Annotated in this window: 27 protein-coding genes; 14 read left to right on the plus strand and 13 right to left on the minus strand. The window is 44.5% G+C overall.

Annotation, left to right across the window (positions count from 1 at the left end; genetic code table 11):
• Positions 1-409: 409 nt before the first annotated feature.
• The 3 genes from U0033_RS07875 (at position 410) to U0033_RS07885 (ending at position 2,561) form a co-directional block, all read left to right on the plus strand.
• Complete coding sequence (locus tag U0033_RS07875; protein ID WP_072362358.1) at positions 410-1,051, plus strand: class I SAM-dependent methyltransferase; 642 nt, start codon at positions 410-412, stop codon at positions 1,049-1,051.
• Between the two features lie 195 nt (positions 1,052-1,246).
• Positions 1,247-1,375 (plus strand): hypothetical protein, encoded by a 129-nt coding sequence (locus tag U0033_RS07880; RefSeq protein ID WP_262487768.1) that lies wholly within the window; start codon positions 1,247-1,249, stop codon positions 1,373-1,375.
• A gap of 574 nt (positions 1,376-1,949) precedes the next feature.
• The gene (locus U0033_RS07885) at positions 1,950-2,561 is read left to right on the plus strand and encodes a hypothetical protein (RefSeq protein WP_143150752.1); all 612 of its coding nucleotides are present in this window, start codon (positions 1,950-1,952) and stop codon (positions 2,559-2,561) included.
• 615 nt (positions 2,562-3,176) lie between these two features.
• On the opposite strand, the gene U0033_RS07890 is transcribed toward U0033_RS07885, so the two are convergent.
• Both U0033_RS07890 and U0033_RS07895 read right to left on the minus strand, forming a co-directional pair.
• The gene (locus U0033_RS07890; RefSeq protein ID WP_143150751.1) at positions 3,177-3,536 is read right to left on the minus strand and encodes a hypothetical protein; all 360 of its coding nucleotides are present in this window, start codon (positions 3,534-3,536) and stop codon (positions 3,177-3,179) included.
• 362 nt (positions 3,537-3,898) lie between these two features.
• Positions 3,899-5,044 carry a PAS domain-containing sensor histidine kinase gene (locus U0033_RS07895; protein ID WP_072362355.1) on the minus strand — a complete coding sequence of 382 codons (1,146 nt, stop codon included), beginning with the start codon at positions 5,042-5,044 and terminating at the stop codon, positions 3,899-3,901.
• A gap of 681 nt (positions 5,045-5,725) precedes the next feature.
• Here U0033_RS07895 and U0033_RS07900 point away from each other — a divergent pair.
• On the plus strand, positions 5,726-5,890 hold the full coding sequence (locus tag U0033_RS07900) for a DUF1328 domain-containing protein (protein ID WP_072362354.1): 165 nt from the start codon (positions 5,726-5,728) through the stop codon (positions 5,888-5,890).
• 77 nt (positions 5,891-5,967) lie between these two features.
• Here the strand turns inward: U0033_RS07900 and U0033_RS07905 are convergent, their stop codons facing one another.
• Both U0033_RS07905 and U0033_RS07910 read right to left on the minus strand, forming a co-directional pair.
• On the minus strand, positions 5,968-6,570 hold the full coding sequence (locus U0033_RS07905) for an outer membrane beta-barrel protein (RefSeq protein WP_072362353.1): 603 nt from the start codon (positions 6,568-6,570) through the stop codon (positions 5,968-5,970).
• Positions 6,571-6,648: 78 nt separating this feature from the next.
• Complete coding sequence (locus tag U0033_RS07910; RefSeq protein ID WP_143150750.1) at positions 6,649-7,314, minus strand: hypothetical protein; 666 nt, start codon at positions 7,312-7,314, stop codon at positions 6,649-6,651.
• Positions 7,315-7,423: 109 nt separating this feature from the next.
• Between U0033_RS07910 and U0033_RS07915 the strand changes: the two genes are divergently transcribed.
• The 7 genes from U0033_RS07915 (at position 7,424) to U0033_RS07945 (ending at position 12,349) form a co-directional block, all read left to right on the plus strand.
• Positions 7,424-8,140, plus strand: a complete 717-nt coding sequence (locus U0033_RS07915; protein WP_072362351.1) for a pirin family protein — start codon at positions 7,424-7,426, stop codon at positions 8,138-8,140.
• A 62-nt stretch (positions 8,141-8,202) separates the two neighbouring features.
• Entirely contained in the window at positions 8,203-8,778 is a 576-nt protein-coding gene (locus tag U0033_RS07920; RefSeq protein ID WP_072362350.1) for a nitroreductase family protein, read from the plus strand.
• A gap of 11 nt (positions 8,779-8,789) precedes the next feature.
• Positions 8,790-9,104 carry a hypothetical protein gene (locus U0033_RS07925; protein ID WP_072362349.1) on the plus strand — a complete coding sequence of 105 codons (315 nt, stop codon included), beginning with the start codon at positions 8,790-8,792 and terminating at the stop codon, positions 9,102-9,104.
• Positions 9,105-9,226: 122 nt separating this feature from the next.
• Positions 9,227-10,075, plus strand: coding sequence for a pirin family protein (locus U0033_RS07930; RefSeq protein ID WP_072362348.1), 849 nt, complete (start codon positions 9,227-9,229; stop codon positions 10,073-10,075).
• A gap of 213 nt (positions 10,076-10,288) precedes the next feature.
• A complete protein-coding gene (locus U0033_RS07935; RefSeq protein ID WP_072362347.1) occupies positions 10,289-11,224 on the plus strand; it encodes a ring-cleaving dioxygenase in 936 nt (311 codons plus the stop codon).
• 87 nt (positions 11,225-11,311) lie between these two features.
• Positions 11,312-11,605: a GNAT family N-acetyltransferase gene (locus tag U0033_RS07940; protein ID WP_072362346.1), complete on the plus strand. Its 294-nt coding sequence runs from the start codon at positions 11,312-11,314 to the stop codon at positions 11,603-11,605.
• 123 nt (positions 11,606-11,728) lie between these two features.
• A complete protein-coding gene (locus U0033_RS07945) occupies positions 11,729-12,349 on the plus strand; it encodes an alpha/beta hydrolase (RefSeq protein ID WP_072362518.1) in 621 nt (206 codons plus the stop codon).
• A gap of 4 nt (positions 12,350-12,353) precedes the next feature.
• Here the strand turns inward: U0033_RS07945 and U0033_RS07950 are convergent, their stop codons facing one another.
• Positions 12,354-12,935, minus strand: a complete 582-nt coding sequence (locus U0033_RS07950; protein WP_072362345.1) for a Crp/Fnr family transcriptional regulator — start codon at positions 12,933-12,935, stop codon at positions 12,354-12,356.
• Positions 12,936-13,184: 249 nt separating this feature from the next.
• Between U0033_RS07950 and U0033_RS07955 the strand changes: the two genes are divergently transcribed.
• Both U0033_RS07955 and U0033_RS07960 read left to right on the plus strand, forming a co-directional pair.
• On the plus strand, positions 13,185-15,647 hold the full coding sequence (locus U0033_RS07955) for a hypothetical protein (protein WP_072362344.1): 2,463 nt from the start codon (positions 13,185-13,187) through the stop codon (positions 15,645-15,647).
• Positions 15,648-15,764: 117 nt separating this feature from the next.
• Positions 15,765-16,118, plus strand: coding sequence for a four-helix bundle copper-binding protein (locus U0033_RS07960; RefSeq protein WP_245801781.1), 354 nt, complete (start codon positions 15,765-15,767; stop codon positions 16,116-16,118).
• Here the strand turns inward: U0033_RS07960 and U0033_RS07965 are convergent.
• The 7 genes from U0033_RS07965 to U0033_RS07995 form a co-directional block, all read right to left on the minus strand.
• A complete protein-coding gene (locus tag U0033_RS07965; RefSeq protein ID WP_218164039.1) occupies positions 16,111-16,584 on the minus strand; it encodes a 4'-phosphopantetheinyl transferase family protein in 474 nt (157 codons plus the stop codon). The genes U0033_RS07960 and U0033_RS07965 overlap by 8 nt on opposite strands.
• A gap of 12 nt (positions 16,585-16,596) precedes the next feature.
• Positions 16,597-16,845 carry an acyl carrier protein gene (locus tag U0033_RS07970; protein ID WP_072362343.1) on the minus strand — a complete coding sequence of 83 codons (249 nt, stop codon included), beginning with the start codon at positions 16,843-16,845 and terminating at the stop codon, positions 16,597-16,599.
• Positions 16,838-18,115 carry a beta-ketoacyl-[acyl-carrier-protein] synthase family protein gene (locus U0033_RS07975; protein ID WP_072362342.1) on the minus strand — a complete coding sequence of 426 codons (1,278 nt, stop codon included), beginning with the start codon at positions 18,113-18,115 and terminating at the stop codon, positions 16,838-16,840. The genes U0033_RS07970 and U0033_RS07975 overlap by 8 nt, the downstream gene beginning before the upstream one ends.
• A 239-nt stretch (positions 18,116-18,354) precedes the next feature.
• Positions 18,355-18,807, minus strand: a complete 453-nt coding sequence (locus tag U0033_RS07980; RefSeq protein ID WP_072362341.1) for a 3-hydroxyacyl-ACP dehydratase FabZ family protein — start codon at positions 18,805-18,807, stop codon at positions 18,355-18,357.
• Positions 18,808-18,842: 35 nt separating this feature from the next.
• Positions 18,843-19,895 (minus strand): type III polyketide synthase, encoded by a 1,053-nt coding sequence (locus tag U0033_RS07985; RefSeq protein ID WP_072362340.1) that lies wholly within the window; start codon positions 19,893-19,895, stop codon positions 18,843-18,845.
• Positions 19,892-20,602: a methyltransferase domain-containing protein gene (locus U0033_RS07990; protein ID WP_072362339.1), complete on the minus strand. Its 711-nt coding sequence runs from the start codon at positions 20,600-20,602 to the stop codon at positions 19,892-19,894. Before U0033_RS07990 ends, U0033_RS07985 begins: the two co-directional genes overlap by 4 nt.
• A gap of 172 nt (positions 20,603-20,774) precedes the next feature.
• A complete protein-coding gene (locus U0033_RS07995) occupies positions 20,775-21,887 on the minus strand; it encodes an NAD(P)/FAD-dependent oxidoreductase (RefSeq protein ID WP_083571579.1) in 1,113 nt (370 codons plus the stop codon).
• 354 nt (positions 21,888-22,241) lie between these two features.
• On the opposite strand from U0033_RS07995, the gene U0033_RS08000 reads away from it, so the two are divergent.
• Positions 22,242-23,102: a hypothetical protein gene (locus U0033_RS08000; RefSeq protein ID WP_072362336.1), complete on the plus strand. Its 861-nt coding sequence runs from the start codon at positions 22,242-22,244 to the stop codon at positions 23,100-23,102.
• A gap of 387 nt (positions 23,103-23,489) precedes the next feature.
• Here U0033_RS08000 and U0033_RS08005 read toward each other — a convergent pair whose 3' ends face one another.
• Positions 23,490-24,641 carry a putative sensor domain DACNV-containing protein gene (locus tag U0033_RS08005; protein WP_072362335.1) on the minus strand — a complete coding sequence of 384 codons (1,152 nt, stop codon included), beginning with the start codon at positions 24,639-24,641 and terminating at the stop codon, positions 23,490-23,492.
• Between the last annotated feature and the right edge of the window lie 26 nt (positions 24,642-24,667).

The raw sequence follows: 24,667 nt of genomic DNA on the forward strand, positions 1-24,667 counted from the left end.
TTAAAAATAGCTCTCTTTGATTCTTTTCGATAACTTGTCTCGTTCTGATTGTGAAAACAAAATACCGGGGGCAAGCACAGCCGGGGATGCGGGGAGAATTCCCTTTTTTAGAAAGTCTCCTCGATCCTGTTGTATATTGAATATCCCCTTATTGTTTATTGAATCTTTCATACCCTTCAGGTCTTAATGAAATTAACTAAGCAAAGTTCTTAATACCTGACCATTATATATTTATACAAGATACTGATGTATTTACCACTTTTACTGATTTGGCGTTTACATAGTAGTTGTTACCAAAAGGATTTTTAAATTAGCATTCAAGCGGTGCCCAAATGGACCAGGCATTTTAACGAATTACCAGAAGGATTAAATTGGTAACTTCGTATTAATTCTAAAATCACCGTACCATTTGGCTGAGCAAAAAAACAACTACGACAAAGTCGCCACCCAATATGACTGGCTGAGCAAAGTGGTATTTTACCGCTCGCTGGAAAATGCCCAGGTGACTTTATTAAAATATATCCCTGCCGGTAGCCAGGTACTGGTTGTGGGCGGTGGTACTGGCTGGATCTTAGAACGAATGGCGCAGTATCATGAAAAAGGCCTTTCCATCACTTATGTGGAGATCTCAGGCAATATGATCTCCCTTTCTCAAAAGCGGGATATAAACGAAAATACCGTCAAATTTGTACACCAACCCATCGAAGACTATATCCCCGAACACGATTACGACGTCATTATCACGCCATTCCTATTTGACAACTTCGTTCCCGAACGGGCACTGCCTGTCTTCTGGCAGCTACATTATTCCCTTAAAGATGGCGGCCTCTGGTTATTTGCAGATTTCTTTTATGACAAAGAAAAAAGCCGCTGGTGGCATAAACTGCTCCTGAAAACCATGTACTCGTTTTTTCGCCTGCTCTGCAATGTAGAGGCTAAATCTCTCTTTGATATGTCCACTTGTTTCACACAGGGGAAGTACAGCATTTTGCATAAACGCTTCTTTTATTTTGGCTTCATTCAGTCGATTGCTTATAGAAAACCAGTATAAATGCTATTTTAAACTCTGAATGAATACGACACAGCAAAATGAAAATTAGTCCTTCTCCGTGCAGCCGAAGGTGATCAAAAGACCATTCGTATGCTTTTTGGATCAGCATTGGGAGGGCATGTATGCCAATATCTTGCATTATATAAAATCCCCTGAATTAGCTCATGATCTGGCCAGGGAGATCTTTACCAAAGTATGGATCATGCGCGAAAATCTGGCAGAGCTGTACCGGGTAATTTCCTGGTAGATGGTAATGGAAAAGTGATAGCGAAAGGTTTGAGAAAGGACGATTTGCAGGAGAAGCTGGCGGCTTTGTTGAAATAACTCTTCTCTTAAAATAAAAACAGCCGGGATAGAAATACCCCGGCCTACTACGTAAACCTACAACTGTTATATACGCTAATAGTTGCACTTTTTTAGAAACACTAAATAGTTGCACTTTTTAAAACAGATGATAAACCTTTTCAGGATTCACTGATAGTTTAGCTTTAAGGATTTACTGCTGCTGCCTTTCGACGTTCACTCACAGATACCCTTTTAAATTTTCATTAACAGATACCTTTTCCTGCTTCACTTACAGATACCCTATTCCCAGTTTCTCTAACAGCTACCTTTTTAAGGATTTACTGCAGCTAACTTTTTCAGCTTTCACTCACAGATACCCTATTCCAGTTTCACTAATAATTTACCATTTCAGGATTCACAGGTCGCTACCATCCTTCGCTACACTAAAATTGCTCAATCCCAACTGAACCAACAAGCAGAACTTCCTGAAGTGGACAAATCGGCCTTTGAAGTAGATAAATCCCCTTACGAACATCACCACCCGTCTTGACGGCTATCATGTAAAAACCCTCACTGCGGTAATACCTTTGTTGAAACCAGTAATACTATGGCTATGGAAAAGATTCTCTTTGTAACGGACGCGCAGCAACTTAGCAATAAAGCAATGGATTTTGCGGGTTTTATCTGTCAGTTATCTAAGTCAAAACTGACGGGTGTTTTCCTTCAAAAGAGTGCTGCCGGAAGTTTTAAAAAGGCATGTGATGCGAGGAATATAATTGGTGCTTTACATCCAGATACGGCTATTACAAATGCAGATATCGTGGCTGAAAGCCGTTTTGCAGACCTGGTGCTGTTACAGCCAGATGGAATTGCCTTGCATGGTGCAGCATGTCCTGTGGTAGTGATGCCCTCACATTTCGAAGGATTAGACCAGCTTGTATTCATCTATGATGGTGAAGCGGCGAGTATTAATGCAATCAAACAGTTTACATATTTATTCCCGGATCTGAAAGATTTGCCGGTAAACGTGGTGTGCCTGACCGACCATGAGGAAGAACTGGGCAAGTGGTTTACCAGTCATTACAGGGATGTGACTTTTACACATCATAACCTGCCGGAATTGAGGGAGTACCTGGGATGTAAAGAAAGAGCGTTTATTGTGGTGAACAATGAACTGCCTTCAGAACGGATGTCCAGCCAGGCCCTGTTTTTATGTAACAATTAATCTTTGCTTACAACAATTGTCATTAAGTTATATCAGATAATCATTGTTATGGCAGTGTTTCATTGCTATAATAATGAGCATCAGACAGCAAAATCTAAACATTTAACACAACAAGAAAAACAATCATTACCTATTACACTATACCTATGACTAAATTCTAACAACGACGACGACGAGCAATGTTAACCCAATATCCATCGTAACAAGGTGCAATCCCGATGCAGGGCTGATCTCTAAAAAGGTCAGCCCCATTCGTTTTACCGAAAGAGGCTGAGTTGTGTACTTACTGTTCAGCCCTTACCATGGCTGCGAGGGGGACTGCCCATTCATGATACAGCAATTTGTTGCCGGAAGGCGAGTATGTTTAGGGGGAGGCTTTTATATAAAACCGATCCCTGTATGTTGTGGTAATGATAGCTGGCCAGGTCTATGCCAAAAAGGTAATCTTTGGGCTACCGGCAGTAAGGGTTTCGGGTTCCTTGTCAGAAAGCAATCTTTGTACTATTACCTTTAATAATTCCGGGTTTCCTTCTACAGAAGCCAATCTTCCAATTACCACTGTTTATCGCTGGCAGGTAGTATTTTTAACAGCTCAAATCTTTCAATTACAACTCTTTACAGCACTCCCGCGCCCATTTCATCCTGGATCTTTAAGGTCAGGTGATCGGTGCGTGTGGTGAGCAGCCAACTAAGGCCGCTCTTCCTCAGCACCTGAACAGACAGGCCTATTTGTCTGTAAAAATCTTTCTCCAGTTCCGCAACAGTGCGGTCTTCGCTAATATCGATCCAGCCGAAGCTATGGATCATACGAATATCTTCTATAGGGGTATCCAATGGCCACTTTTCATTACGTGGGCAACCTTCCCCAGCTTCATGTGGGTGCTTAAAGAATTCCAGTCTGAGGTGAGGGTATGCTGCCTGAAACTTCTCCTGGATATTTTGCAGCAGGTCTTCTTCGCTGATATAAATTTCCATGGTGCACGTATTTAACTGTGATAAGAGCATAAGAGTAGCGTTAAAGATTGAAAATAGGCGTCGATCGTAAAGGGCTGGTTACTCGTATTATGTGCTAAATGTAGGACGGCTGACGATGGTCACAAATGATTGTAGTCAGGGATCGAGCTGCTTATAATCATGGAGCTGCGATAAACGAAGGGGGAAAGATGGAGTTGGGGATAATTGGAGCTAACAACCTGATAATAAAATTCTTATATAAGAATCCCGGGTAGTAATGGACCGGCTTGCGAAAAGGAGGCATACCGGCCTTGATCATTTATTCAAATACAAAACATTTAGTCGAATTCAAGGCATTTAGCCAAACTCAAAAACGACTCATATCAAACAAAAGGCCTGAACGTAATCCTAAACTCCGTACCCCTATCCAGCTCACTGATACACTCAATCCGTCCATTCATCAACTCCGTATACTTCGCTACAATATGCAAGCCTAGGCCCGTTCCCTGTATATTTGATACATTCTCCCCTCTGAAGAACCTTTCAAACAAATGTTGCTGGTCCTCAAAAGAAATACCTACGCCATGATCCTTTACAGACAGCACCAGCTCCCCACCCACATATGAAGTTGTTAAGAATACCGGCTTACCTGAAGGCGAGAACTTGATCGCATTGGATACCAGGTTGATAGTAATATGTTTAAGCAGAACGGGGTCCAGTGTCAGAATGGTATGCCCGATGTGTGAGTACTCTATTTCCTGTCCGGGTCTGAGCAGGCCAACAAGTTCGCTGAGGATATTTTCGATGTGCGCTTTGATGTCAAATTCTGAGATTCGTACCTGAATCGCTCCTTCTTCTATCTTGCCTACAGAGAGGAAATCATTCAGGATATCCGTCAACATATTCACGGCCGACTTGATCCTCTCTATATGCTTATACCGTTTGGGCTGCTCTTCTGTCGTTTCGTACTTCGCTATCAGGAAGATCGACGAAAGGATCGTACTTAGCGGCGTCCGGAATTCATGGGATGCCATCGTCACGAAACGCGATTTCAGTTCGTTCAGCCCTTTCTCTTTCTCCAGCATTTCGCTGAGTGCGCGGGTACGTTCATCCACTTTCAGCTCCAATTCAGCATTGAGATTGATCAATGCCTGTTCAGATGCCTTGCGGGCAGAAATATCACTCACAAAGGCGATGACAAAATGACCTGCTTCCGTATTGTAGTTACCGAGACTTACCTCCACGGCAAATTCACTTCCATCCTTACGGCGGCCAAAGAGTTCAAGACCGGCACCCATCGGACGATTACGGGGATGCTTGTTAAAGCCATCCCTGTGGTGAACATGCTTGTGCTGGTAACGGGTGGGCACCAGCAGCTCTATGAGCTGGCCCAGCACCTCATCTTCTTTATAGCCAAACTGGTTTAGCAGGAAAGGATTTGCAAGTATAATCCTGCCCTTATCATCTGTTACAATAATGCCGATTGTGGCATTATTAAATAATACGTCGAAGCCTATTTTATTATTCATTGCTAAGGGTAAAATTATAAAAAACAGGTTACTAAAAAAATGCTAAAATTAGTTGTCCGGGGCAAGCATACATTTCATTGGCCTTAAATGAGGGCTATGAAAGCACCCTACCTCCTTCTATCCACTATTACGCGGCTCTATGCCTGTAGCCCTCCCCACCTCAATTTATGAGCCCCCTGCACGTGTACAAAACCTTTTACAGCAGCCGGACCTTTGAATCAGCTGGCAGTTCAGGCGATCTTAAACATCCCGAAACTAAGGCATATTCTGAACATGGCTAGGGTGTAAAATATGCATTGAATTCCAAACATGCAATTCATGAAGACTTTTCTTCTCTTTCTATCCTTATAAAAAAGGCTGCGCCCGCTATGGGAAATACTGACAGTAGCCGGCATCCGTATGTACAGCAGCTGACCTGCGTCTATTTAAATCAATTTTTAAAGGGAAGGGTATACGCCGCCTTTTATCCAGGGAACTTTATAAAAAAGCGCACTGATGCGGTATAAATGGTCTAAAAACATCCTGCCACACCGTACCGATGGGGGTTCAATACCTACTTTGTGGAACTTAGGTCACACCTTTTCACCTGAAAGCCCCCTCCGAGACAGCATTTGGCACCCGGCACTATTTTAGATTTACTTATTGTGAACTTACATTTACTCACTATAAAATCTTAAAGTTATGTTACGCTGGACAGTCACATTCTTAATTATCGCATTAGTTGCCGCTTTGTTCGGTTTTGGTGGTATTGCAGCCAGTGCAGCAGGTATTGCCAAAATTATCTTCTTCATCTTCCTGGTATTGCTGGTGATTTCACTGGTGATGGGCAGAAGAAGCCGCATATAATAAATGATCTGACTTATCATAAAAAACGCTTCTGCTTTTAAAAGGCAGAAGCGTTTTTTATTGTTAGACATTTATTGTCAGAAATTGAAAATACAATTCACGCCGTATACATCAGGCTTGTAATCCGTAAGCCCTTTCATATAGGAGAATTTCACCTCAATGTTATGCCTGTGGCGACGGCCCGTGCCTATACGAAAACCTGCATTGGCGGTTACACCCAGTGTACTGTTTTCCGTGCTTTTATAATTGCCATTATTATCATAATTATAATAATAATTCGCAGTCGTCAGGTGATAGCCATAACCGCCACCCACGAAGAAGCCCCATTTTTGGCTGCCACCTTTTAAGGCCCCCGCGCCGTAGTTGAAGTTCACGATCACGGGTACATCCAGCATCAATCCTATACTGGTACCACCGTACACGCCCCCGTAATTCTCATAATCTGAGGAGTAGCCTTCATTGACCCCGAGGCTCAATGGAATACCTACTGAAAAAGAGCTGTTTTCTGCTTCTGCAAAAAATAAGGCGGGGGAAAAAGTAAAACCAAAATTCGCTTTGGTATCTATGTAATCAGCAGTTTCGATGGAAATACCTGCACCGACACCTGCCTTGAAACGTTGGGAAAAAGACGATTGAACAAATGCAAAGGCGATAAAAGCAATGAGTAAAAGTTTTTTCATTTTGGGTACTAAGTGTTTGATTTATAATTAGTAATAAGAGCACAATTAGGTCCTGCAATATTGCATTTTTTTACAACCTTAGAATACATAGGCAAATGTCACCCCGCGAACCTCCGGTTTTTCACTCGTCATTCCTTTCATATAAATGAACCGGAGCTCAAGGTTTCTACGTTTATGCGCCCCCACACCAAAGCGGACCCCAGCATTTAACATGACACCAGTGCTTTGATTATAAAATATGTCAGTAACATTTGTCATGCGATAACCAGTTTCCACATCAGGCGATAAAAATGTCGTGTAAGTATTCTTTTGAATCGTGTTGTAAGAGGCGACCCCAAGGCCCAGGAAGAAACCGAATCCTTCTTCCCTGGCTACTGTAGACCACCTGGCAGCACCAATTGTATCTTTTTTCCCACGCACTGCTCCTGCGCCAAAATTAAAGTTCAGCATCAGTGGAATATTGAAGGCAAAACCATCTGCCTCGTTAGTAAATTGCTTATAATCAGCAGGGAATGAAGTTATATTCCCCTTTCCATACCCCATCTTAAGCGGCATCTCCAGGGAAAACGAAGTCCTTTTCGATACGGGGAAATATACTCCCGGACTTACAGCAAGCATAAAAATAGGATCTTTCCTGGTATCCTGGTTCATGGTACCACCCCCAATTCCAAATCTAAATTGTTGGGCAACAGCAGTTTGTAGGGTAAATATGCCCAGGGCAACTAATAACAGTAGTCTCTTCATATATAGGTATCCGGGTAAAACGGGGCCAAAGATACCCATTTTCTTAATCCAGATTAATGGTTTACTCAGATAAATAGTTCGATATTTGTTCCAACAAATGAAACAAACAATGGCAAAGACAATTCTTCATAAAGCAGCTACCAGGGGACATGCCGCACACGGCTGGCTCGATAGCCACCACACTTTCAGTTTCGCAGGTTATTATAATGCTGACAGAATGAGCTTCGGCGCGCTGCGCGTACTCAATGATGACATTGTAGCCGGTGGCCGTGGTTTTGACACCCACCCACACGACAATATGGAAATCATCAGCATCCCCCTGGAAGGAGACCTTGAACACAAGGACAACCTGGGTAACAAAATCGTTATCAAACAGGGCGACATACAGGTAATGAGCACCGGAACCGGCGTATTCCACAGTGAATACAATGCTAACGCTGATCGTCCGGCCAAATTTCTGCAGATCTGGGTATTTCCTAACCAACTGAATGTGCAACCAAGGTACGACCAGATCACACCCGATCTGACACAGAAGAACCAGCTCCACCAGGTACTGAGCCCCTACCCTGACGATGCGGGTACCTGGATTTACCAGGCAGCATGGTTCAACTTAGGTCGCTTTGACAAGGACTTTGCTACCAGCTATCAAATTCAGAAACCAGGCAATGGCGTGTATGCATTCGTGATTAAAGGTCGTTTTGACATTAACGGCCAGGTATTGGATGCGAGAGATGGTTTTGGGATCTGGGATACAGACAGTTTTTCACTCACGGCTTTAGAAAGTGACGCAGAAATATTGTTGATGGATGTACCTTTAAAACCGTAATTTATACAACTAGTAATCAGTTCCGCTAAAAATGAGGACTATAACTTTGTAAAACTTTTTTTATGTCATCAGTTAAGACCGCACAGACATCACACAAGGTATTGGATTTAATTAAAGAACGCTGGAGCCCACGTTCTTACTCAGCACAGCCAGTGACAGAAGAAGAAGTACTGACTATCCTGGAAGGTGCCAGCTGGGCACCAAGTGCAAACAATTCCCAGCCATGGCGCTACGTGTATGCATTAGCGGGTACACCGGGTTTTGACAAACTGTATTCTGCCCTAATGCCGGGTAATCAGCCATGGGCAAAGAATGCAGCCGCTTTGGTACTGAGCATAGGGATCAGGGAACTGCCAGACCTGGAGCAGAAGAATCATTACTATGCACACGACACGGGTATGAGTAATGCATTCCTGCTGTTACAGGCAGATAGCATGGGGATCAATGGTCACGTGATGGCAGGTTTCCATAAACAGCAGATTGCTGAATCACTGGAACTGCTGCCTACTGAAGAACCACTGGTGATCATCGCCCTGGGTCGCAGAGACGAAGCGGAGAAACTGGAAGAGCCATACAAATCAAGAGAGCTGGCACCAAGAACACGGAAGCCACTTTCTGAATTTACCAAACTGGCTTAAAACATTGCATTATGACAACCGGGCATACTAAGATACTCGCAATCGGGCGCAATGAGGAGATTATGACAGTGATGCAAAGATTGCTGAATGCTCCTGAAGACTGGTCCGGACAGGCTGTGACGACAGATGATAGTGCGTTTGAAGCCTTGAAGGCAGCCGAATATGATATTATTTTGTTGTGTGCAGGGATTACTGAGGAAGAGGAAACAACACTGAAGGAACGGTTGTCAAGCCTCGCTCCTGCTGCCATCATCACCAGACATTATGGTGGTGGCAGCGGGTTGCTGAGGAATGAGATTATGTTTCTTCTGGAAAAGAAACAATAATATTCTTTTAATGTAAAAATGGATGGGAAGGGTTTTGTGAAAGCGCGATTGATGATTAAAATTGTGTGAAAGCCGCCTTTTTAAGAAACAATATTTTGATACTTTTAGATGAAGGATAAATTATGAAAAAGGACATCACCCATATACTTGCCGGCAAGGCCAAAAACATCACCGCTACACAGACGGTGCTGCAACCCCTGCCCCACGCAGATTTCCGGTTTGCAAGCCCTTTTATCGTATTGCATCATGGCGGTCCGGATGTGATTCCTAAAGGATCTGACAGCCGTATTCATCCGCATCCGCACAGGGGGTTTGCGCCTGTTACCTTTCAATTACAGGGGCAGGCACATCACAAAGACAGTTTTGGCAATGATCAGTTGCTGAATGCAGGCGATGCTCAATGGATGTTTGCAGGCAAAGGGATCCTTCATAGTGAAGGTCCTTCAGAACAGGAACACCGGGATGGTGGTGTGGAAGAGATCCTGCAATTATGGGTGAATGTACCTGTGGCAAATAAATGGGATGACCCGAAATACCAGTTCGCGCCAAAGGCTTCTATGCCTGTGGTACTGGATCACCTGAGATTGGTGAGTGGTAGTTTTGATGGTCAGACAGGACCAGTCAATATTTCATATACACCAGTAATAGCTGCTGTGGGCGAGGTTCCGGCAGACAAGACCCTGAAATTTAATGTAAGCCCGGCATACTGGACTTTAGTATATATCGCGCATGGCAGTGTGAAAGTGAATGAGGATGTTTTGGTAAAAGAACATAATTTAATTGTGTTTGATAAAACAGGTGATGAATTCACGATCACGACTACTGAAAATACGCAGCTGCTCTTTCTTTCCGGCGAAGTGATTGACGAACCGGTAGCTGCAAAGGATAATTTTGTGATGGGTTCGATGGCAGAGGTAGACCAGGCTATCGAGGATTATAAAAATGGGCTTTTCGGCACACTGAACTATTAGAACTTAACTCATTTGTAACTGATAATCAATACTTAAATAATAAGTATGAAATAAGTTCCGGCTATCAATGAGCTACTGATAAACCCGGAATTAAATTGAGCGATCTGTATTTTTAACACTGAAGGAACTGTTTATAAATACCAGCGGACCTTTCTTGTCCTACCCCTTGCCTGGCCGAAGCTTACAACATATTCAAATTTAAAATCGACATTTATGGAAGATAGAATCTTAGGATTGCATCATATTACTGCAATCGCGGACAATGCTAAGCGCAACCTTGACTTTTATACCAATACACTGGGTGTACGGTTCGTAAAAAAGACCGTAAACTTTGATGATCCCGGTACTTACCACTTCTATTTCGGTAATGAAACAGGCACTCCGGGTACCATCCTCACTTTCTTTCCCTGGGAAGGCATTGGCAAAGGCACTACCGGCACCGGTATGGCGACTGAAATAGGCTATGCTGTACCTGAAGGCAGTCTTGAGTTCTGGGCAGCCCGCTTTAAAGAACGGGGTGTGAAACATGGTGAAATAGCAGAACGCTTTGGTGAACTGTACCTGCCGCTGGAAGATCCGGATGGGTTGAAACTGAACCTGATCGTGCCTAAGAATGGCGATGACCGTACAGCATGGGAAACGGCCGATGTAAAGGCAGCCCACGCAACCAAAGGTTTTCATAATGTGACATTGAACCTGCGCAGCATTGGCCCCACTGCCACTGTGCTGACTGAGATATTAGGTTATCAGCCACAGGGCGTGGAAGGAAACAGGCACCGTTTTGTAACCGACGCTATTGGTAATGCAAACATCGTGGACCTGATTGAATCTCCGAAAGAGTCAGCAGGTAAAAATGCAGCAGGTACCAATCACCACGTGGCTTTCCGGGTTAAGAACGATGAGATCCTGATGAAATTCCGGGAAAAAGTGATGAAGAAAGGCTTGAACATTACACCTAAAATTGACAGGGATTATTTCTTCTCTTTATATTTCAGGGAACCAGGTGGCGTGCTGTTTGAATTAGCGACGGACAACCCGGGATTCACGGTGGATGAACCTTTGGAGGAGTTGGGGAAGAACCTGAAACTGCCTGCGCAGTACCGGACGATGAGAGGGGAGATTGAAAAAGTGTTGCCGCCATTACAGTAAAAAGGGAAGGCCGGCAATAACAGCGGGAAGTAATGGCCCGCTGCCGGCTTCAAACAAAACTAAATTACTCCTCTTTAAATACTTTTTATGGAAGAAGTTGTGATCAGACTTAACCAGAAAAATCATGGTGCTTTTTACCTGATGCTGGATAACGAACAGGTAGGTGAAATGGTAATTGGAATTGAAAATGGCGTGCTCACTGCTTATCATACAGAAATTCATTATACCCAGGAAGGTAAAGGGCTGGCAAAGCATTTACTGGATGGAATGGTGGCTTATGCAAGAACACATCAATTGAAGGTGAAACCTCTGTGTGCGTATGTGCATGCACAGTTTAAGAAGCATCCTGAAGAGTATGCGGATCTGTGGTTGCAGGAGTAGAAATGGAAGGGGGGCGTTGAAGGAGAGGTTTCTTCGAGAACGATGAAAAGCATTTTCAACGAAAAGAATTTCATCAGGATGAATCCTATCCAATTTCAGGCAAATCAAAAAAAGGAGACAAACATGACGCATCAGAAAAATATAGTAACAGCAGGAGTGCCACTCGCACAGGCGAAAAAAGCCCTCATCATGATTCATGGACGTGGGGCCACTGCACAGGATATTATTTCCCTGGCCACTTATCTTAATGTAGGTGACTATGCATTAATTGCCCCACAGGCAAGCGGCCATACCTGGTATCCTTATTCATTCATGGCTCCTGTTGCCCAGAATGAACCAGGACTGAGTTCAGCCATTACTGTGATCAATTCCATCGTGGACGATATATTGAAAGCCGGCATTCCCGCTTCCAATATCTACTTCATGGGATTCTCACAAGGAGCCTGTCTCACGCTGGAATACGTAACCCGCCATGCACAACCTTACGGTGGTGTAGTCGCTTTCACCGGTGGCTTAATTGGTGCGGAACCGGATCTGGCTAATTATCACGGCGACTTTAATGGCACCCCCGTGTTCATTGGCAGCAGCGATCCGGATATGCATGTGCCGGTGACGAGGGTGCGTGAGAGTGAAAAAATCTTAAAAAATATGGGTGCGGATATCACAGTAAAGTTATACCCGGGTATGGGCCATACCGTGAGCCAGGACGAAGTGGAAACCGCGAATAAGCTGGTATTCAAATAATAATTTAAGGTTTCTTATATAAGGTACTCCGCACCTTACTCAGAAACTCCGGAGATACACCAATATATCGCGCTATCTGGTGTTGTGGTACCCGCTGTACGACTTGAGGGTATTTTTCAATAAAAGCCAGATAGCGCTCTTCTGCTGTCTGGGAAATACCTGCATAAAAGCGCTGCTGCAATACCCCCAATGAGCGCTGCACCAGGATGCGAAAGACCTTCTCAAATGCAGGAATTACATCAAACAGGATCTTCTTATTTTCATAATTGATCACTAACAGCTCACTATCTTCCAGCGTTTCTATATTCTGTGTGGAAGGCGTTTGTTCTGAAAAAGAGCTGAGATCACTCACCCACCACCCTTCTACCGCAAAATTCAGTATTGTTTCGGTACCGCTTTTATCTACATAATAAGTACGGATACAGCCTTTCAGGATGAATGCTTCAAACTGGCAGATCTCCCCCTCTCTCAACAGGAAATGTTTCTTTTTTACCTTTCTGTATTCCAGCAAGGAATGGAAGATCTCCGTTTCTTCAGCGGTGAGGCGAATGTATTTCGAGACAAACTCGTCTAGTGCTTCAAACATGCAGCAAATTTAAATTACCTGGGGGAGATTACAATTAATGCAGGCTAAGCGGCCATTTATAAAAAATCATTTTTACAGCAGATTAGGGAGATTTTTTTAATTCCCTTGAAACAACTGGATCTATTGGGAATATAAATTATATATTTTAATAATAAAAACTAATTCTGTAATTATTCGTCCATTTAAAAACATCATCTTAGTATATTTATCGCATATTATTGATATTGCAGTGTAATAAATAAGTTCCGCATGGCCTCATCAACGAATAGAAAGTACACCCGGTTAAAATGGATTTTGCCCGCCTGTGTGATTGGAATTTGCTCAGTTTTTGCCAGTCTGCCGATAAACGGGCTACCAGAGAAGGTAATGAAAGCGCTGGAAGAATTTGCCAAACGCAACCCGCAGGAGAAAGTCTATCTGCATGTAGACAGAGATTATTATGCTACCGGAGAAACCATCTGGTTCAAAGCATATGTAATGATGCAGAACCAGCCTTCCCTTTCCGCCACCAACCTGTACGTGGAATTGCTGAATAAGAATGGGAATATCGCAATGAAAAAGTTACTGCCTGTGGGCGGTGCTGGTGCATCCGGCAATTTTATATTGCCAGACACCCTTCCTGCAGGTAACTACCAGCTCAGGGCTTATACGGCCTGGATGCTGAACTATGATACCGACTACCTGTTTTATAAAAATATTGCCATTTACGATAGCCGTAAGAAAAATGCCCTGCAGGTACTGGATAGTACGGCGGTTGTGAGCAATGACTTTGCGGTGCAGTTCTTCCCGGAGGGCGGTAGCCTGATGAACGGGGTAACTAGTACCGTGGCTTTCAAAGCCCTTAAGTCCGACGGCTATCCCGTGGAAGTGAGTGGTAAGATCGTGGATAATAAAGGAAAGGTGGTCGCCCAGATTAAGTCAGAACATGACGGTATGGGTAGTTTTGACCTGGAACCAGCCAAGGGCGTGACCTACAAGGCACAGATGCAAAGTGCGAACGGGGGTAGTAAGGAATTTGCCCTGCCGGCAGCGCTGAATAAAGGTGCGATGCTGAAGGTATTTAACAGGGGCTCACGTATTTTTTTCCAGACCATCCTTGCCAATCCGCTGGATACCACTTACGATGACCTGATGGTCTTTGCCCAGATGCAGCACCAGATGGTGTACCGGGCCATGTTGAAGGGATCTGAGGGCAGGATTAGCGGGTTTATTCCTACCAACCAGTTGCCTAGTGGCATTTTGCATATCACCTTGTTCACCAGCCAGGGATTACCGGTTTCTGAGCGACTGGTGTTTGTTCGCCAGAATGATCAGCTGGACCTGAGTCTGCAGAATGCGAACATTGGAAAGGAAGAACGCGAAAAGAGTACCATCGAGCTGCTGGTACCGGAGAAAATGGCAACCAGTTTGTCAGTTTCCATTACGGATGCTGATAAGGTGCACCCGGCGATCGATGAGAATAACATCGTTTCCAACCTGCTGCTGACTTCTGACCTGAAAGGATATATATATAATCCAGCCTTCTATTTCAAAGATACTTCGGCTACGACCCTGCATGCACTGGACCTGGTGATGCTGACGAATGGCTGGAGAAGGTTTGTGTGGAACAAGATCCTGAATGATACGATGCCAAATATCCGTTACCCCTATGAGCAGGGTATTCGTTTGAAAGGTAGTACCTATGCGAATAATGGAAGTATTGTAATGGCAAATGGTAAGGTGGATTTCATTATCAAAAACCCGATTGACAGTACGACTTCATTTGCTTCTGCGCCTACGGATAATAAGGGTGATTTTGTGCTGGATGGTTTGCAGTTTATGGATACGGTGAATATATTCTACCAGGGTAATGATAAAATGAAGCGGTATAGTAATGTAACTGTAAGGTTCAATAACCACTTCTTTGATAACAGCGTGCCGGTGAAAACCCCTTATGCAGCGAAGAACCCGGTGGTGATGGATGCAAGTATGCTGAGTGCGTATCTGAATACAGCTTATGAGAATGGTCGTATTGCGAAGTCAATTGCGAGCCGGTCTATTTTGCTGAAGGAGTTTAATGTAACTGAGCGTAAGGTTACGGCAGCGCAGACAACGGAGAGCCGTTATGTATCAGGGATGTTTACTTCTGATAACGGGTATAGTTTTGACCTGACGAAGGAGACGCCGACATCGCTGAATGTGTTCCAGTACTTACAGTCAAGAGTAGCGGGATTACAGATTACGGGGGATTATAACAACCCGAATATGACGTGGAGAGGTGGTACGCCTAGCTTATACCTGAATGAGATGCCGACAGATAAGAGTATGATTGCGACGCTGAATATTAATGATATTGCGCTGGTGAAGGTGTTCAGACCGCCGTTTATGGGTGGTATAGGCGGTGGCGCTAATGGTGCGATTGCGATTTATACGAAGAAAGGAGGGGATAATAATGGTGCTGATGGGGTGAAAGGGTTTGAGTTGTATAGGAAAGCGGGGTATAGTATTGTGAAAGAGTTTTATGCGCCGGATTATAGTCAAAGAAAGGAGATTTATAGCTTGCCTGATAAGCGATTGACTTTGTACTGGAATCCGAATGTGGTGGTGGATTCGATTACGCATACGGCGACGCTGACGTTTTATAATAATGATATCCCGACTTCGCATTTTAGAGTGGTTGTGGAGGGGATTGGAGAGGATGGAAGAGTGGGGAGAGTGGAGCAGACTTTTTAGTGGAATTCCTTTTTAAAATTTACAGCTTTAATTATAGAAAGCCCTCTGTGTATTGCAGGGGGTTTTCTTTTTTGTTTAGGTACAATGATTGTTGTTCAATAAGAAAAATTTACTACCATGATGAATGAACAACAATACCAGGAATGTATCAATGCATGCATGGAATGTGCCAATACATGTGATTATTGCGCTTCAGCCTGCCTGAATGAAGCCAATGTAGCGAACTTACGGAACTGTATACGTTTGGATTTGGAATGTGCTGCGATATGCCGTACGGCCGCGGAGGTGATGAGTTTGAATGGAAGGTTTAGCGAGCAGATATGTAATTTATGTGCGGAAGTGTGCCATGCCTGTGCTGATGAATGTCAAAGACATGCAGAGATGGGAATGGAGCATTGCAGGGAGTGTGCGGAGATGTGCAGGAAATGTGCTGCGGCGTGTGAAGAGATGGCGCATCATGCGGTTAGATAAACTTTTGTTTTACCATCGCCCAATAACGCCCATGATGGCTGATTGATACTGGTTGATCATCTATCATGGGCAATCCATGTTCATCTTTACAGTACTTAGTTGAGGGATCGGTGAACACCTCTATTTGTGGAAATAATTCTGGATTTGTGACTGCAATGGTATGGATGAATTCTTCAGTCACTTCAGTTTGGATAAAGTATTCTTTCTCCTCGTATAGAAATGATCCTGGTGTGTGATAAGTGATAGATAAGGGAGCGTAGCGGCGTTGCAAAGTAGCCCTGTTGATGATTTTATACACTGCTTCTTTGGCACTCCATAAGCGCCAGACGGATTGATCGTTTGTAATCAGCGACTGTTCTTTTGGTGTGAAAATTTTGGAGAGGTAATTGGGTCTTCGCCAATTACTCTCCACAGCGGCAGTGCGCAGGTCTACAATATCGTTTCCTATCATGCCGTCATTCATCATTTAGTTATCATTCTACCCCAACTTTGATTCAATAATGTCCATCGCGGCTTTTACATTTACCATCTTTTCCATAGATTCATTATCAATCACGATATTATACTTCTCTTCCACATCCAGGATCACATCTACCAGGTTTGCAGAATTGATCTTCAGATCAGTGATAAAATCCGTATTCTCATTGATGTTAGCCAGGGCTTCTTCATCCTTTGCATATGGTTTTACGATCGCTTTCAGTTCGGCAATTAAAGTTTCTTTATCCATTTATATATTTTTTCAAGATTACACAGGCATTGACATCTCCAAATCCAAAACTTGCCTTGGCGATGATCTTTAAATTTACATTTAATAATTCACGGGGCACACAAGACTCATCAATAATAGCACTTATTTCAGGATGCAGGTCTTCGCAATTGATATTAGGGAACAGGAAGCCTTCTTTCAGTTGCAACACTGAGGCCACCAGTTCAATACTGCCGGACCCACTCAGGCAGTGGCCTACCATGCCTTTCAGGGCATTGATATAGGGGAAATCTTTTCCGGCACGGCCCAGGGCTCTGCTCCAGTTTTCAACTTCCAGGGAATCTTTGCCGGTGGCAGTCAGGTGACCGTTGATGGCATCTATATCCTTACCAGTTATACCCGCCTGCGCCATGGCTTGTGTAATGCAACGTTGTACAGCTATGCTGTTGGGCGCTGTCATGGTACCATCGCCTCTTTGACCTCCGCTGTTTACGTGGCCGCCGAGTACTTCGGCGTAGATGGTAGCGCCTCTTGCCAATGCACTATCCAGTGATTCCAGGACTAAGGCCCCTGCCCCACTGCCGGGCACAAACCCGCTGGCTGATGCGCTCATGGGGCGTGAACCTTGTGCAGGGCAGTCGTTATGTTTATAGGTACATACTTTAAGAGCATCGAAGCCGCCCCAGATGTAAGGACCTGCATCGCTGGTGCTACCGGCGAGCATGCGGGTGGCCTGGCCGTTTTTAATACGTTCAAAAGCCATGAGTACAGATTCAGCGCCGGTGGTGCAGGCCGATGAATTTGTAGTGACCTGGTTGCCGAGGCCCAGTTTGCCACCCAGCCAGGCACTGATGCCGCTGGCCATGGTTTGAGGAACGACGGTGCTGCCTAAACGGCGTACCTGGAGGGCGTCTACTTTGTAGATAGCTTCTCTGAGTTTATCAAGGCCGGAAGATCCTGCGCCAAAGATGACGCCACTTTCCCAGTCAGGGGTGTCGCTGGCGGAAATCTTCAGGCTGGCATCTTTCCAGGCATCGATGCCGGCAATGAGGCCGTATAAAATACCACTGCTATTGAAATTGCGGAGTTCGAGCGGGTCGAGGTATTGTAATTGCAATTCTTCTGGTATGTCGGGTTTGCCGGCGATCTGACAGGAGAACTGCAATTCTGCTAATTGCGGTACGTGACGGATACCGGAGGTGCCAGTTTTGATGGCCTGGGTAAAGGCTGGTATGCCCACTCCGTTTGGAGCGGCAATGCCTAATCCTGTTATTACAACCCGATTGCTCATAGCATATTTTATTGCTGGTTTTAAGCCAGTAGTTTTTGTTTTAAAAAGATACTTTCTGCTGAAATGACGATTCCTGATTTACAAATAAATTAGCTGGAACTCATTTCATACTTACCAAATAAGAATTAATTATCAAATACGTAATTATGAAAATGAGTCCCTTTTTCGGTCTGAAGAGCGCTATTCCTGTTTTTGAATTGATCTGCCAATCCAGTTTTCAACCCGATGCCCTACTCCTCCTATTCCGACTGAAGCGGTTTCGCCATCACCATCCCAGCAATCATCCCGGCACACACCTCTCTGCCCGCTGCATTGCGCATACTAACTTTACACTTCAATTTCCCAAACCTAAAAAACTGTTTCTCCGACGTCACTGTCACCTTCTCACCGGGAAAAACCGGGTGCATGAATTCAATTTCTGTAGAGGTCAGTCCAAACGCCATGCCTGAGCCTTCGGGCACCACACCTTTGAGATAAATCCCCAGGCAGACCAGGCCAATCTGGGCCATCGTTTCTGTGAGAACCACCCCGGGGGTAACAGGAAACCCTTTAAAATGCCCTTTATAAAAATCCATGTCGGCATGATACGTAAAATGTCCTACCACCTTATCACAATCAATATAATCCAGGCCATCTACAAAGAGGAATGGCGGAGAATAAGGCAGGTAATTAAGTATGTCGTGTGTAGTCATAATCTAACAAATATGAGCGGATATTAGCCCCTTTATTACCACTCCAGGAGGATCCGCTGCGCAGAGAATCCCGGTCCAAAACTAAGCATCAAACCCCGCTCTCCTGCCGGTAGTTTCTTGTCCATAAACCGCTCCAAAACATACAGCACGGTAGCACTAGACATATTGCCATACAAGCGCAGCACCTCCTTCGTATCATCTATATTCTTTCCCAATTCCTGGAACAATCCCTCCACCGTCTGAATGATCTTCTTACCACCGGGATGGAATATAAAATGTTGTATATCCTCTATCGTAAAACCATTCCTTGATAAAAAAGGATGAATAATATCCGGGAAATGCGCCGCTATCTGATCCGGTACCTCCACATCCAACACCATTTGCAAACCGGTGTTTGTTAGGTGGAACCCCATCAGGTGCTCAGCTTCGTAAAAATGATACATCTCCTCGCCCAATATTTCAGGTCCTTCATCATCAGGATGAGAGGACAATATTACACAGGCCGCACCATCTCCGAAGATAGCCGCACTCACGATATTGGGCATTGAAAAATCATCCAGCTGGAAGGTAGCGGTAGGAGATTCTACGGCTATTACCGCCGCTCTCTTGCCGGGATTTGCCTGCAGGAATTTCTTGGCGTAGATCATCCCGGAGATACCAGCAGCACAACCCATCTCTGTTACCGGCAGGCGAACGATGTCTTGTTTTAACTGCAAGGCATTGATCAGGTAAGCATCCAGTGAAGGGATCATGATACCTGTGCAACTCACCGTGATAATATAATCCAGTGACTGCGGAGATAACCCTGCTTTCGTCAGTGCTCCTTCCAGGCACTCCCTGCCCAGTTTGATCACTTCCCTCACGTACAGGTCATTCTTTTCTTCGAAGCTGGTCTTCGTAAACACATCTTCCGGCCCCATGATAGAATACCTTCTATCCACCGCTGCATTCTCAAAAATCTTCTTCACCTTCCTGGCAAAACGATCCTCCTGTCCGGACAACCACAGATCCAGGAAAGGCATGATCTCTTCTGTAGTACGGGTATATGGCGGCAAAGCTTTTGCTACCGACTGAATTTTTACACTCATAAATTTGATATTATCCACTGGTAGCGGTAAGCCCATTTCCACCTGAGGGTATATTGAACGATATTTAAGGTCTTAGCCAATGCGATCAGTTCTTTTCTTTTAAAACCACGGAGAATGGAGATCCTGCCATCTTCCTTTGCCATTGGGCCAAGGCCCCACACAAAACTGAACAGGCAAAATAAGTAGTAAGCTATCCTGCTACGATGCAGGTCATTGATCACGATGCCAATGCGGGCATTGCGCAAGAGCAATTGCAGCAGGGATTTCAGTGCTGCTTCTGCAAAATGATGTAATGTCAGTGTACAAAGAACAATGTCGTATTTGCTTGCTGCAAATTCTGCAGAGAATATATCTGTGCAATGATAAATGATTTCAGGATAATCAGCAGACAGGGTGATGGCGTGAGCGATGGTGAAACGATTCGCATCTACACCAATGAATTTAACAGAGCGGCCTTCTTTGCGGCATTTAAGCGCCAGTGTACGCAGCATGTCGCCATTACCACAACCCAGATCTACTATACTAACGGTTTTATCTACGGGGATGGATTGCAGTAATTGACGTACCCCCTGTACTGTTATACGGTTACCTCCAAGTAACTGGTTGATGCCTGCTATTTCATCGAGCGTTTGTCGCAGGGTGTCGCCTTCCATCTGGAAGTCGTCCATGATCTCTGGTGCGGATGTTCTTTGACTGGTATTGATCATTAATTGTTCGTACTACACTTTTTTAAGGAGTTGCTGTCAATAAGGGAATGCCATTTATTATTAGTTTATGCTTTCCAATGTTCGCCGGCGTTTGGTGATTTAGGCGATCAAATCTTTCTTGCACACTTAAGCGTTTTCCACGCATTTGCCAGTTTAGGCGATCAAATTATCCTTACACACTTAATGGCTTTCCATGCGTTTGCCTTATTATAAACGGCAATAGCGCAGGCATTGCCACCACTGTTCCCATTGTCACCCCAGAAAGCCATGGATGCGTAAATACTGAAGAAAGCAAACTGCCTGTTTTCATTCGTTTTGCAAACTGCTCATTCCATTTCTTTATATACCCCTTTTCCATTTCAAGTCTTGGCTGGTCCTGCAGTACCTGTTGTGCAGCCAGCTGCGCGCTGCTAATCGCCATCGCCATTCCATTCCCGCAAAGCGGATGGATCAAACCGGCGGTATCTCCAGTCATCAATATATGCTGATCCACTTTCTTTTTCTCAGAAAAAGAAATCTGGCTGATGGTCAATGGCCGCTCGAACAAAGGCGCACTGTTCTCAAAGATCTCTTTCAGAAATTTATTTTCGTAAAGTACTTCCCGGCGGTGCTCATCGATATTCTTATAATTCTTAAACACTTCGTAACCTGCCAGGTAGCAGATATTAATGATATTCTTCTCCACTTTTGACACACCACAATAGCCTCCCCTGAAATTATGTAAGGCAACCAGGCCATCCGGAAAATCTCCCTCGTAATGAGCTTTGACTGCCAGCCAGGGTGATTTCTTTTCCCAGAAATCCCTGTTCAGCTGCTGGTCCAGCGCCGCTCTTTTTCCGTAAGCACCGATGGCATGAGTGGCAAACAATGTACCGTTTGCTACCGTTTCGATTGCAAACTGTTCTTTTACAAAAGAAATATTCGTCACTGTATCCTGCAGCAGCCTGACACCATTGTTCACAGCCTTTCCCATCAGGAAGGCATCCAATGCAAAGCGACTGATACCGAAGCCGCCGAGCGGAAGGCGGGTTTCCACTTTCCTGCCGGCAACTGTGGAAATACATACCCTTTCAATGAGGGCAGGTGACAGTACAGCAGGGTCGGCATCCAGCCATTGTAAATAGGGCAATACTTCGTTAGAGATGTACTCTCCACATACTTTGTGCCTAGGGTAAGGATGCTTCTCGACGACAGTTACATGCAACCCTGCTTTTGACAGATGAATAGCGGCGGTCAGGCCTGCCAGTCCACCACCCACAATTATAACTTCGCGAACTGGTTGCATAGTGATGATTTCTGAGGCAAGTCTACACATTTTTTTTATACATACGAAAAAATCGCTTTTATTAGTGGGATTGCCGTTTGACGACTACTTCGGCGTACAGGGTCAGGGAGCTTCGCTCAATGCGCTACAGTTAAAGAAGTCCTTTTGTGGGATTAAAAAACCATCTCAACCCGCCATAGCACTGTTTGTACCCAAAATCGAAGGCGTTTTTCCGGGGAGACCTGTTAGCTGTTTGGAAAATGCTGTTATTATTGGCAGAAAAAATATTTTAGCCCGCAGGCAACCTTTTTTATTCCCCTCCCGTATTATCTTTTCGGAGTGCACATCCATATTTAATCATTTAACCGTAAACAGATGAAATCTAAAACATCTATCCTGATTGCTGTAGCAGCAATATCATGTGCATTCCTCACTTCCTGCAGTAAGGATGACAACAAAGACACCAACAACCCTGAAACATCTGTTGCAAAAGTACAGGTGTCTACAGATGCTACTTTAGGTAAAGTACTAACAGACAGTGCAGGTAGAACCTTGTATTTCTTCACGAAGGATGCAGGCGATACTTCTACCTGTACTGGCGGCTGTCTGGCGGTATGGCCAGTGTTTTACAATGCAGATCTGGCCTTGAAAGATACGAGCCTGCATACTGCTGATTTCGGTACTATTACGAGAAAAGATGGTGCGAAACAAACGACTTACAAAGGCTGGCCATTGTATTACTATGTAAAAGATACCTTGCCAAAACTAACGCTGGGAGAGAAAGTGGGAACTGTATGGTATGTGGCAAAACCTGATTATACCGTGATGCTGGTGAATGCGCAACTGGTAGGTGCCGATGGTGCAAACTATACAAGCACCTATACTAAAGGAGACGAAATTACACAATATGTAACGGATGCCTGGGGCAGAACGCTCTATGCTTTCTCGCCGGATAAATTTAAGAAGAACACCTTTACCAATGCGGATTTCACCAACAATCCTACCTGGCCGGTGTATGAGTCTGATGCGTTTAAGTTTGCACCTTCCCTGCTGGCTAAAACTGATTTTGATACGATTCACGTTTCAGGACATGTGCAACTGACATTCAAAGGGTGGCCATTATATTACTTTGGTGCTGATGCAAAAACAAGAGGAAAAAATAAAGGTGTAAGTGTACCAGGACCGGGTATATGGCCTGTTGTGAATAAAAATAGTACAACAGCACCTTTACCATAATTCCGGGCCCTCTGTCGCCTGAATCTATCATTCCCGGATTAATATAAGAGGGATGACCAGGCTGGTCTTTTCAGGCCAGCTTTCATTTTTTATATTCCTAAGACTACCGGCACTCATTTCATAAGTACCATTTGATTGGCAATTAAAAACACCCATTGATGGGGTGAGTTCCGGGGATATATCACAAGTAAAATAAAGCCCCTGAGAATCGCTTAGAAACAGTTTCTCTCTATCAGGAAAAGGGCCTGTTCCAGGGTTTTGAGACAGGCCCTTTTTAAATTCATTTTTTGAATACTATACTCCGGTTTCAAAAGCAGCCAACTTCATTTTGTTTGCCGGAAGTGGTACCTCATTTTTCAATTCAGTGTACCCGTAGCCGGTATATCATTACAACAACAAAATATCTATCCTGTGTGCCTGCACTATCTGGTCTGCCGTAGACCAGGAAAATACGGTAAAGTATCCATCCTGCGAAGCCACCAGCGCCAGGGCATCCCGTTGGTCATGCACAAACTGAGCTGCAGAAAAATGCCGGGTACCTCCTATGTTTGAAGGATGCATTAACCTGGGTGTACCATCTGTTATCGGTTCTATATACAAAACCTGCTCTACCGTTGTGCCATCACTTGCACGGGCTATCTTGGAGCCAAATGTGAGCAGTTCATGCTTGTCATTGATCACCGTAGCACCGTCTACTGCTGTCAGACCGGAGATGTTCTCTACTTCTCTTCTCAGCGCATTTTGCCAGTATAATTCCGTTACCTTACCACAATTCTGCCGCAGCAAATCTGCCACACCGGAGAAAGGTGGTGCTATCGGATATTGTAAAGGATGAATGATGGAGTTCTTCCAGTTATCATGTGCAGAAGGCACTACCAGTAAGATGCCACCCCGCTGGTGTGCGCGCATGGAGACTGCAATCTGGATTAATACATTTACAGGGTCATTCCATACACCGGAAGAATCCTGACCTAATAGTGAAGTTAATATAGCAGGGGTATCTTGTCTTCGTGCGCAGCTTTCATCTACAATCTTTACCTGGTCACCTCTTAACATGGCTACATTGGCGAACTTGCCCATACCGATAATACGGCGGTGCTTTACGACCAACAAGCCGGGTTCCGAGACGTCCAGTACAAAACAGTAATTAGGGAGTTTCATCGTGGTGCCCCAGATGTATAATTCCTCCCCTTCGTACCATACACCGATATGAATACCTGCTCTTTCCACGCCGGGGCCAAGTTTGGTGAGCACCCGGGGATCCAGCGGGATGGGTTGTTCAAATAATAAAGGCCGGGATGCCTGTGAAGGAGGCAGGAAAGCCAGGGAAATACGGATAGGTACGCCCTCTTCCCTGCGGAGGCTGGCCCAGAAGGCCACGTCGATTATTTTTTCGATCACGCCGGCATCAGGTGCATGGGCGAGATCTTCTTCCCCGTTCTCACTGGCCAGATTTAAATGGTGTAAAAAATGGGTGGCTATATTATTGGCAACTTTGGACGCTGCCTGATATGTAGATTCGAATGAAGTTACTTCCATTTACCAAAGATAATAAATTTGCTTTT

The sequence above is a fragment of the Chitinophaga sancti genome, from assembly GCF_034424315.1.
GTDB lineage: Bacteria > Bacteroidota > Bacteroidia > Chitinophagales > Chitinophagaceae > Chitinophaga > Chitinophaga sancti.

Bases quoted from the DNA above. Each gene is read 5' to 3' on its own strand.
- U0033_RS07880 (WP_262487768.1), top strand. From the start codon at position 1,247: ATGGATCATGCGCGAAAATCTGGCAGAGCTGTACCGGGTAATTTCCTG.
- U0033_RS07885 (WP_143150752.1), top strand. From the start codon at position 1,950: ATGGAAAAGATTCTCTTTGTAACGGACGCGCAGCAACTTAGCAATAAA.
- U0033_RS07890 (WP_143150751.1), bottom strand. From the start codon at position 3,536: ATGGAAATTTATATCAGCGAAGAAGACCTGCTGCAAAATATCCAGGAG.
- U0033_RS07895 (WP_072362355.1), bottom strand. From the start codon at position 5,044: ATGAATAATAAAATAGGCTTCGACGTATTATTTAATAATGCCACAATC.
- U0033_RS07900 (WP_072362354.1), top strand. From the start codon at position 5,726: ATGTTACGCTGGACAGTCACATTCTTAATTATCGCATTAGTTGCCGCT.
- U0033_RS07905 (WP_072362353.1), bottom strand. From the start codon at position 6,570: ATGAAAAAACTTTTACTCATTGCTTTTATCGCCTTTGCATTTGTTCAA.
- U0033_RS07910 (WP_143150750.1), bottom strand. From the start codon at position 7,314: ATGAAGAGACTACTGTTATTAGTTGCCCTGGGCATATTTACCCTACAA.
- U0033_RS07915 (WP_072362351.1), top strand. From the start codon at position 7,424: ATGGCAAAGACAATTCTTCATAAAGCAGCTACCAGGGGACATGCCGCA.
- U0033_RS07920 (WP_072362350.1), top strand. From the start codon at position 8,203: ATGTCATCAGTTAAGACCGCACAGACATCACACAAGGTATTGGATTTA.
- U0033_RS07925 (WP_072362349.1), top strand. From the start codon at position 8,790: ATGACAACCGGGCATACTAAGATACTCGCAATCGGGCGCAATGAGGAG.
- U0033_RS07930 (WP_072362348.1), top strand. From the start codon at position 9,227: ATGAAAAAGGACATCACCCATATACTTGCCGGCAAGGCCAAAAACATC.
- U0033_RS07935 (WP_072362347.1), top strand. From the start codon at position 10,289: ATGGAAGATAGAATCTTAGGATTGCATCATATTACTGCAATCGCGGAC.
- U0033_RS07940 (WP_072362346.1), top strand. From the start codon at position 11,312: ATGGAAGAAGTTGTGATCAGACTTAACCAGAAAAATCATGGTGCTTTT.
- U0033_RS07945 (WP_072362518.1), top strand. From the start codon at position 11,729: ATGACGCATCAGAAAAATATAGTAACAGCAGGAGTGCCACTCGCACAG.
- U0033_RS07950 (WP_072362345.1), bottom strand. From the start codon at position 12,935: ATGTTTGAAGCACTAGACGAGTTTGTCTCGAAATACATTCGCCTCACC.
- U0033_RS07955 (WP_072362344.1), top strand. From the start codon at position 13,185: ATGGCCTCATCAACGAATAGAAAGTACACCCGGTTAAAATGGATTTTG.
- U0033_RS07960 (WP_245801781.1), top strand. From the start codon at position 15,765: ATGATGAATGAACAACAATACCAGGAATGTATCAATGCATGCATGGAA.
- U0033_RS07965 (WP_218164039.1), bottom strand. From the start codon at position 16,584: ATGATGAATGACGGCATGATAGGAAACGATATTGTAGACCTGCGCACT.
- U0033_RS07970 (WP_072362343.1), bottom strand. From the start codon at position 16,845: ATGGATAAAGAAACTTTAATTGCCGAACTGAAAGCGATCGTAAAACCA.
- U0033_RS07975 (WP_072362342.1), bottom strand. From the start codon at position 18,115: ATGAGCAATCGGGTTGTAATAACAGGATTAGGCATTGCCGCTCCAAAC.
- U0033_RS07980 (WP_072362341.1), bottom strand. From the start codon at position 18,807: ATGACTACACACGACATACTTAATTACCTGCCTTATTCTCCGCCATTC.
- U0033_RS07985 (WP_072362340.1), bottom strand. From the start codon at position 19,895: ATGAGTGTAAAAATTCAGTCGGTAGCAAAAGCTTTGCCGCCATATACC.
- U0033_RS07990 (WP_072362339.1), bottom strand. From the start codon at position 20,602: ATGATCAATACCAGTCAAAGAACATCCGCACCAGAGATCATGGACGAC.
- U0033_RS07995 (WP_083571579.1), bottom strand. From the start codon at position 21,887: ATGCAACCAGTTCGCGAAGTTATAATTGTGGGTGGTGGACTGGCAGGC.
- U0033_RS08000 (WP_072362336.1), top strand. From the start codon at position 22,242: ATGAAATCTAAAACATCTATCCTGATTGCTGTAGCAGCAATATCATGT.
- U0033_RS08005 (WP_072362335.1), bottom strand. From the start codon at position 24,641: ATGGAAGTAACTTCATTCGAATCTACATATCAGGCAGCGTCCAAAGTT.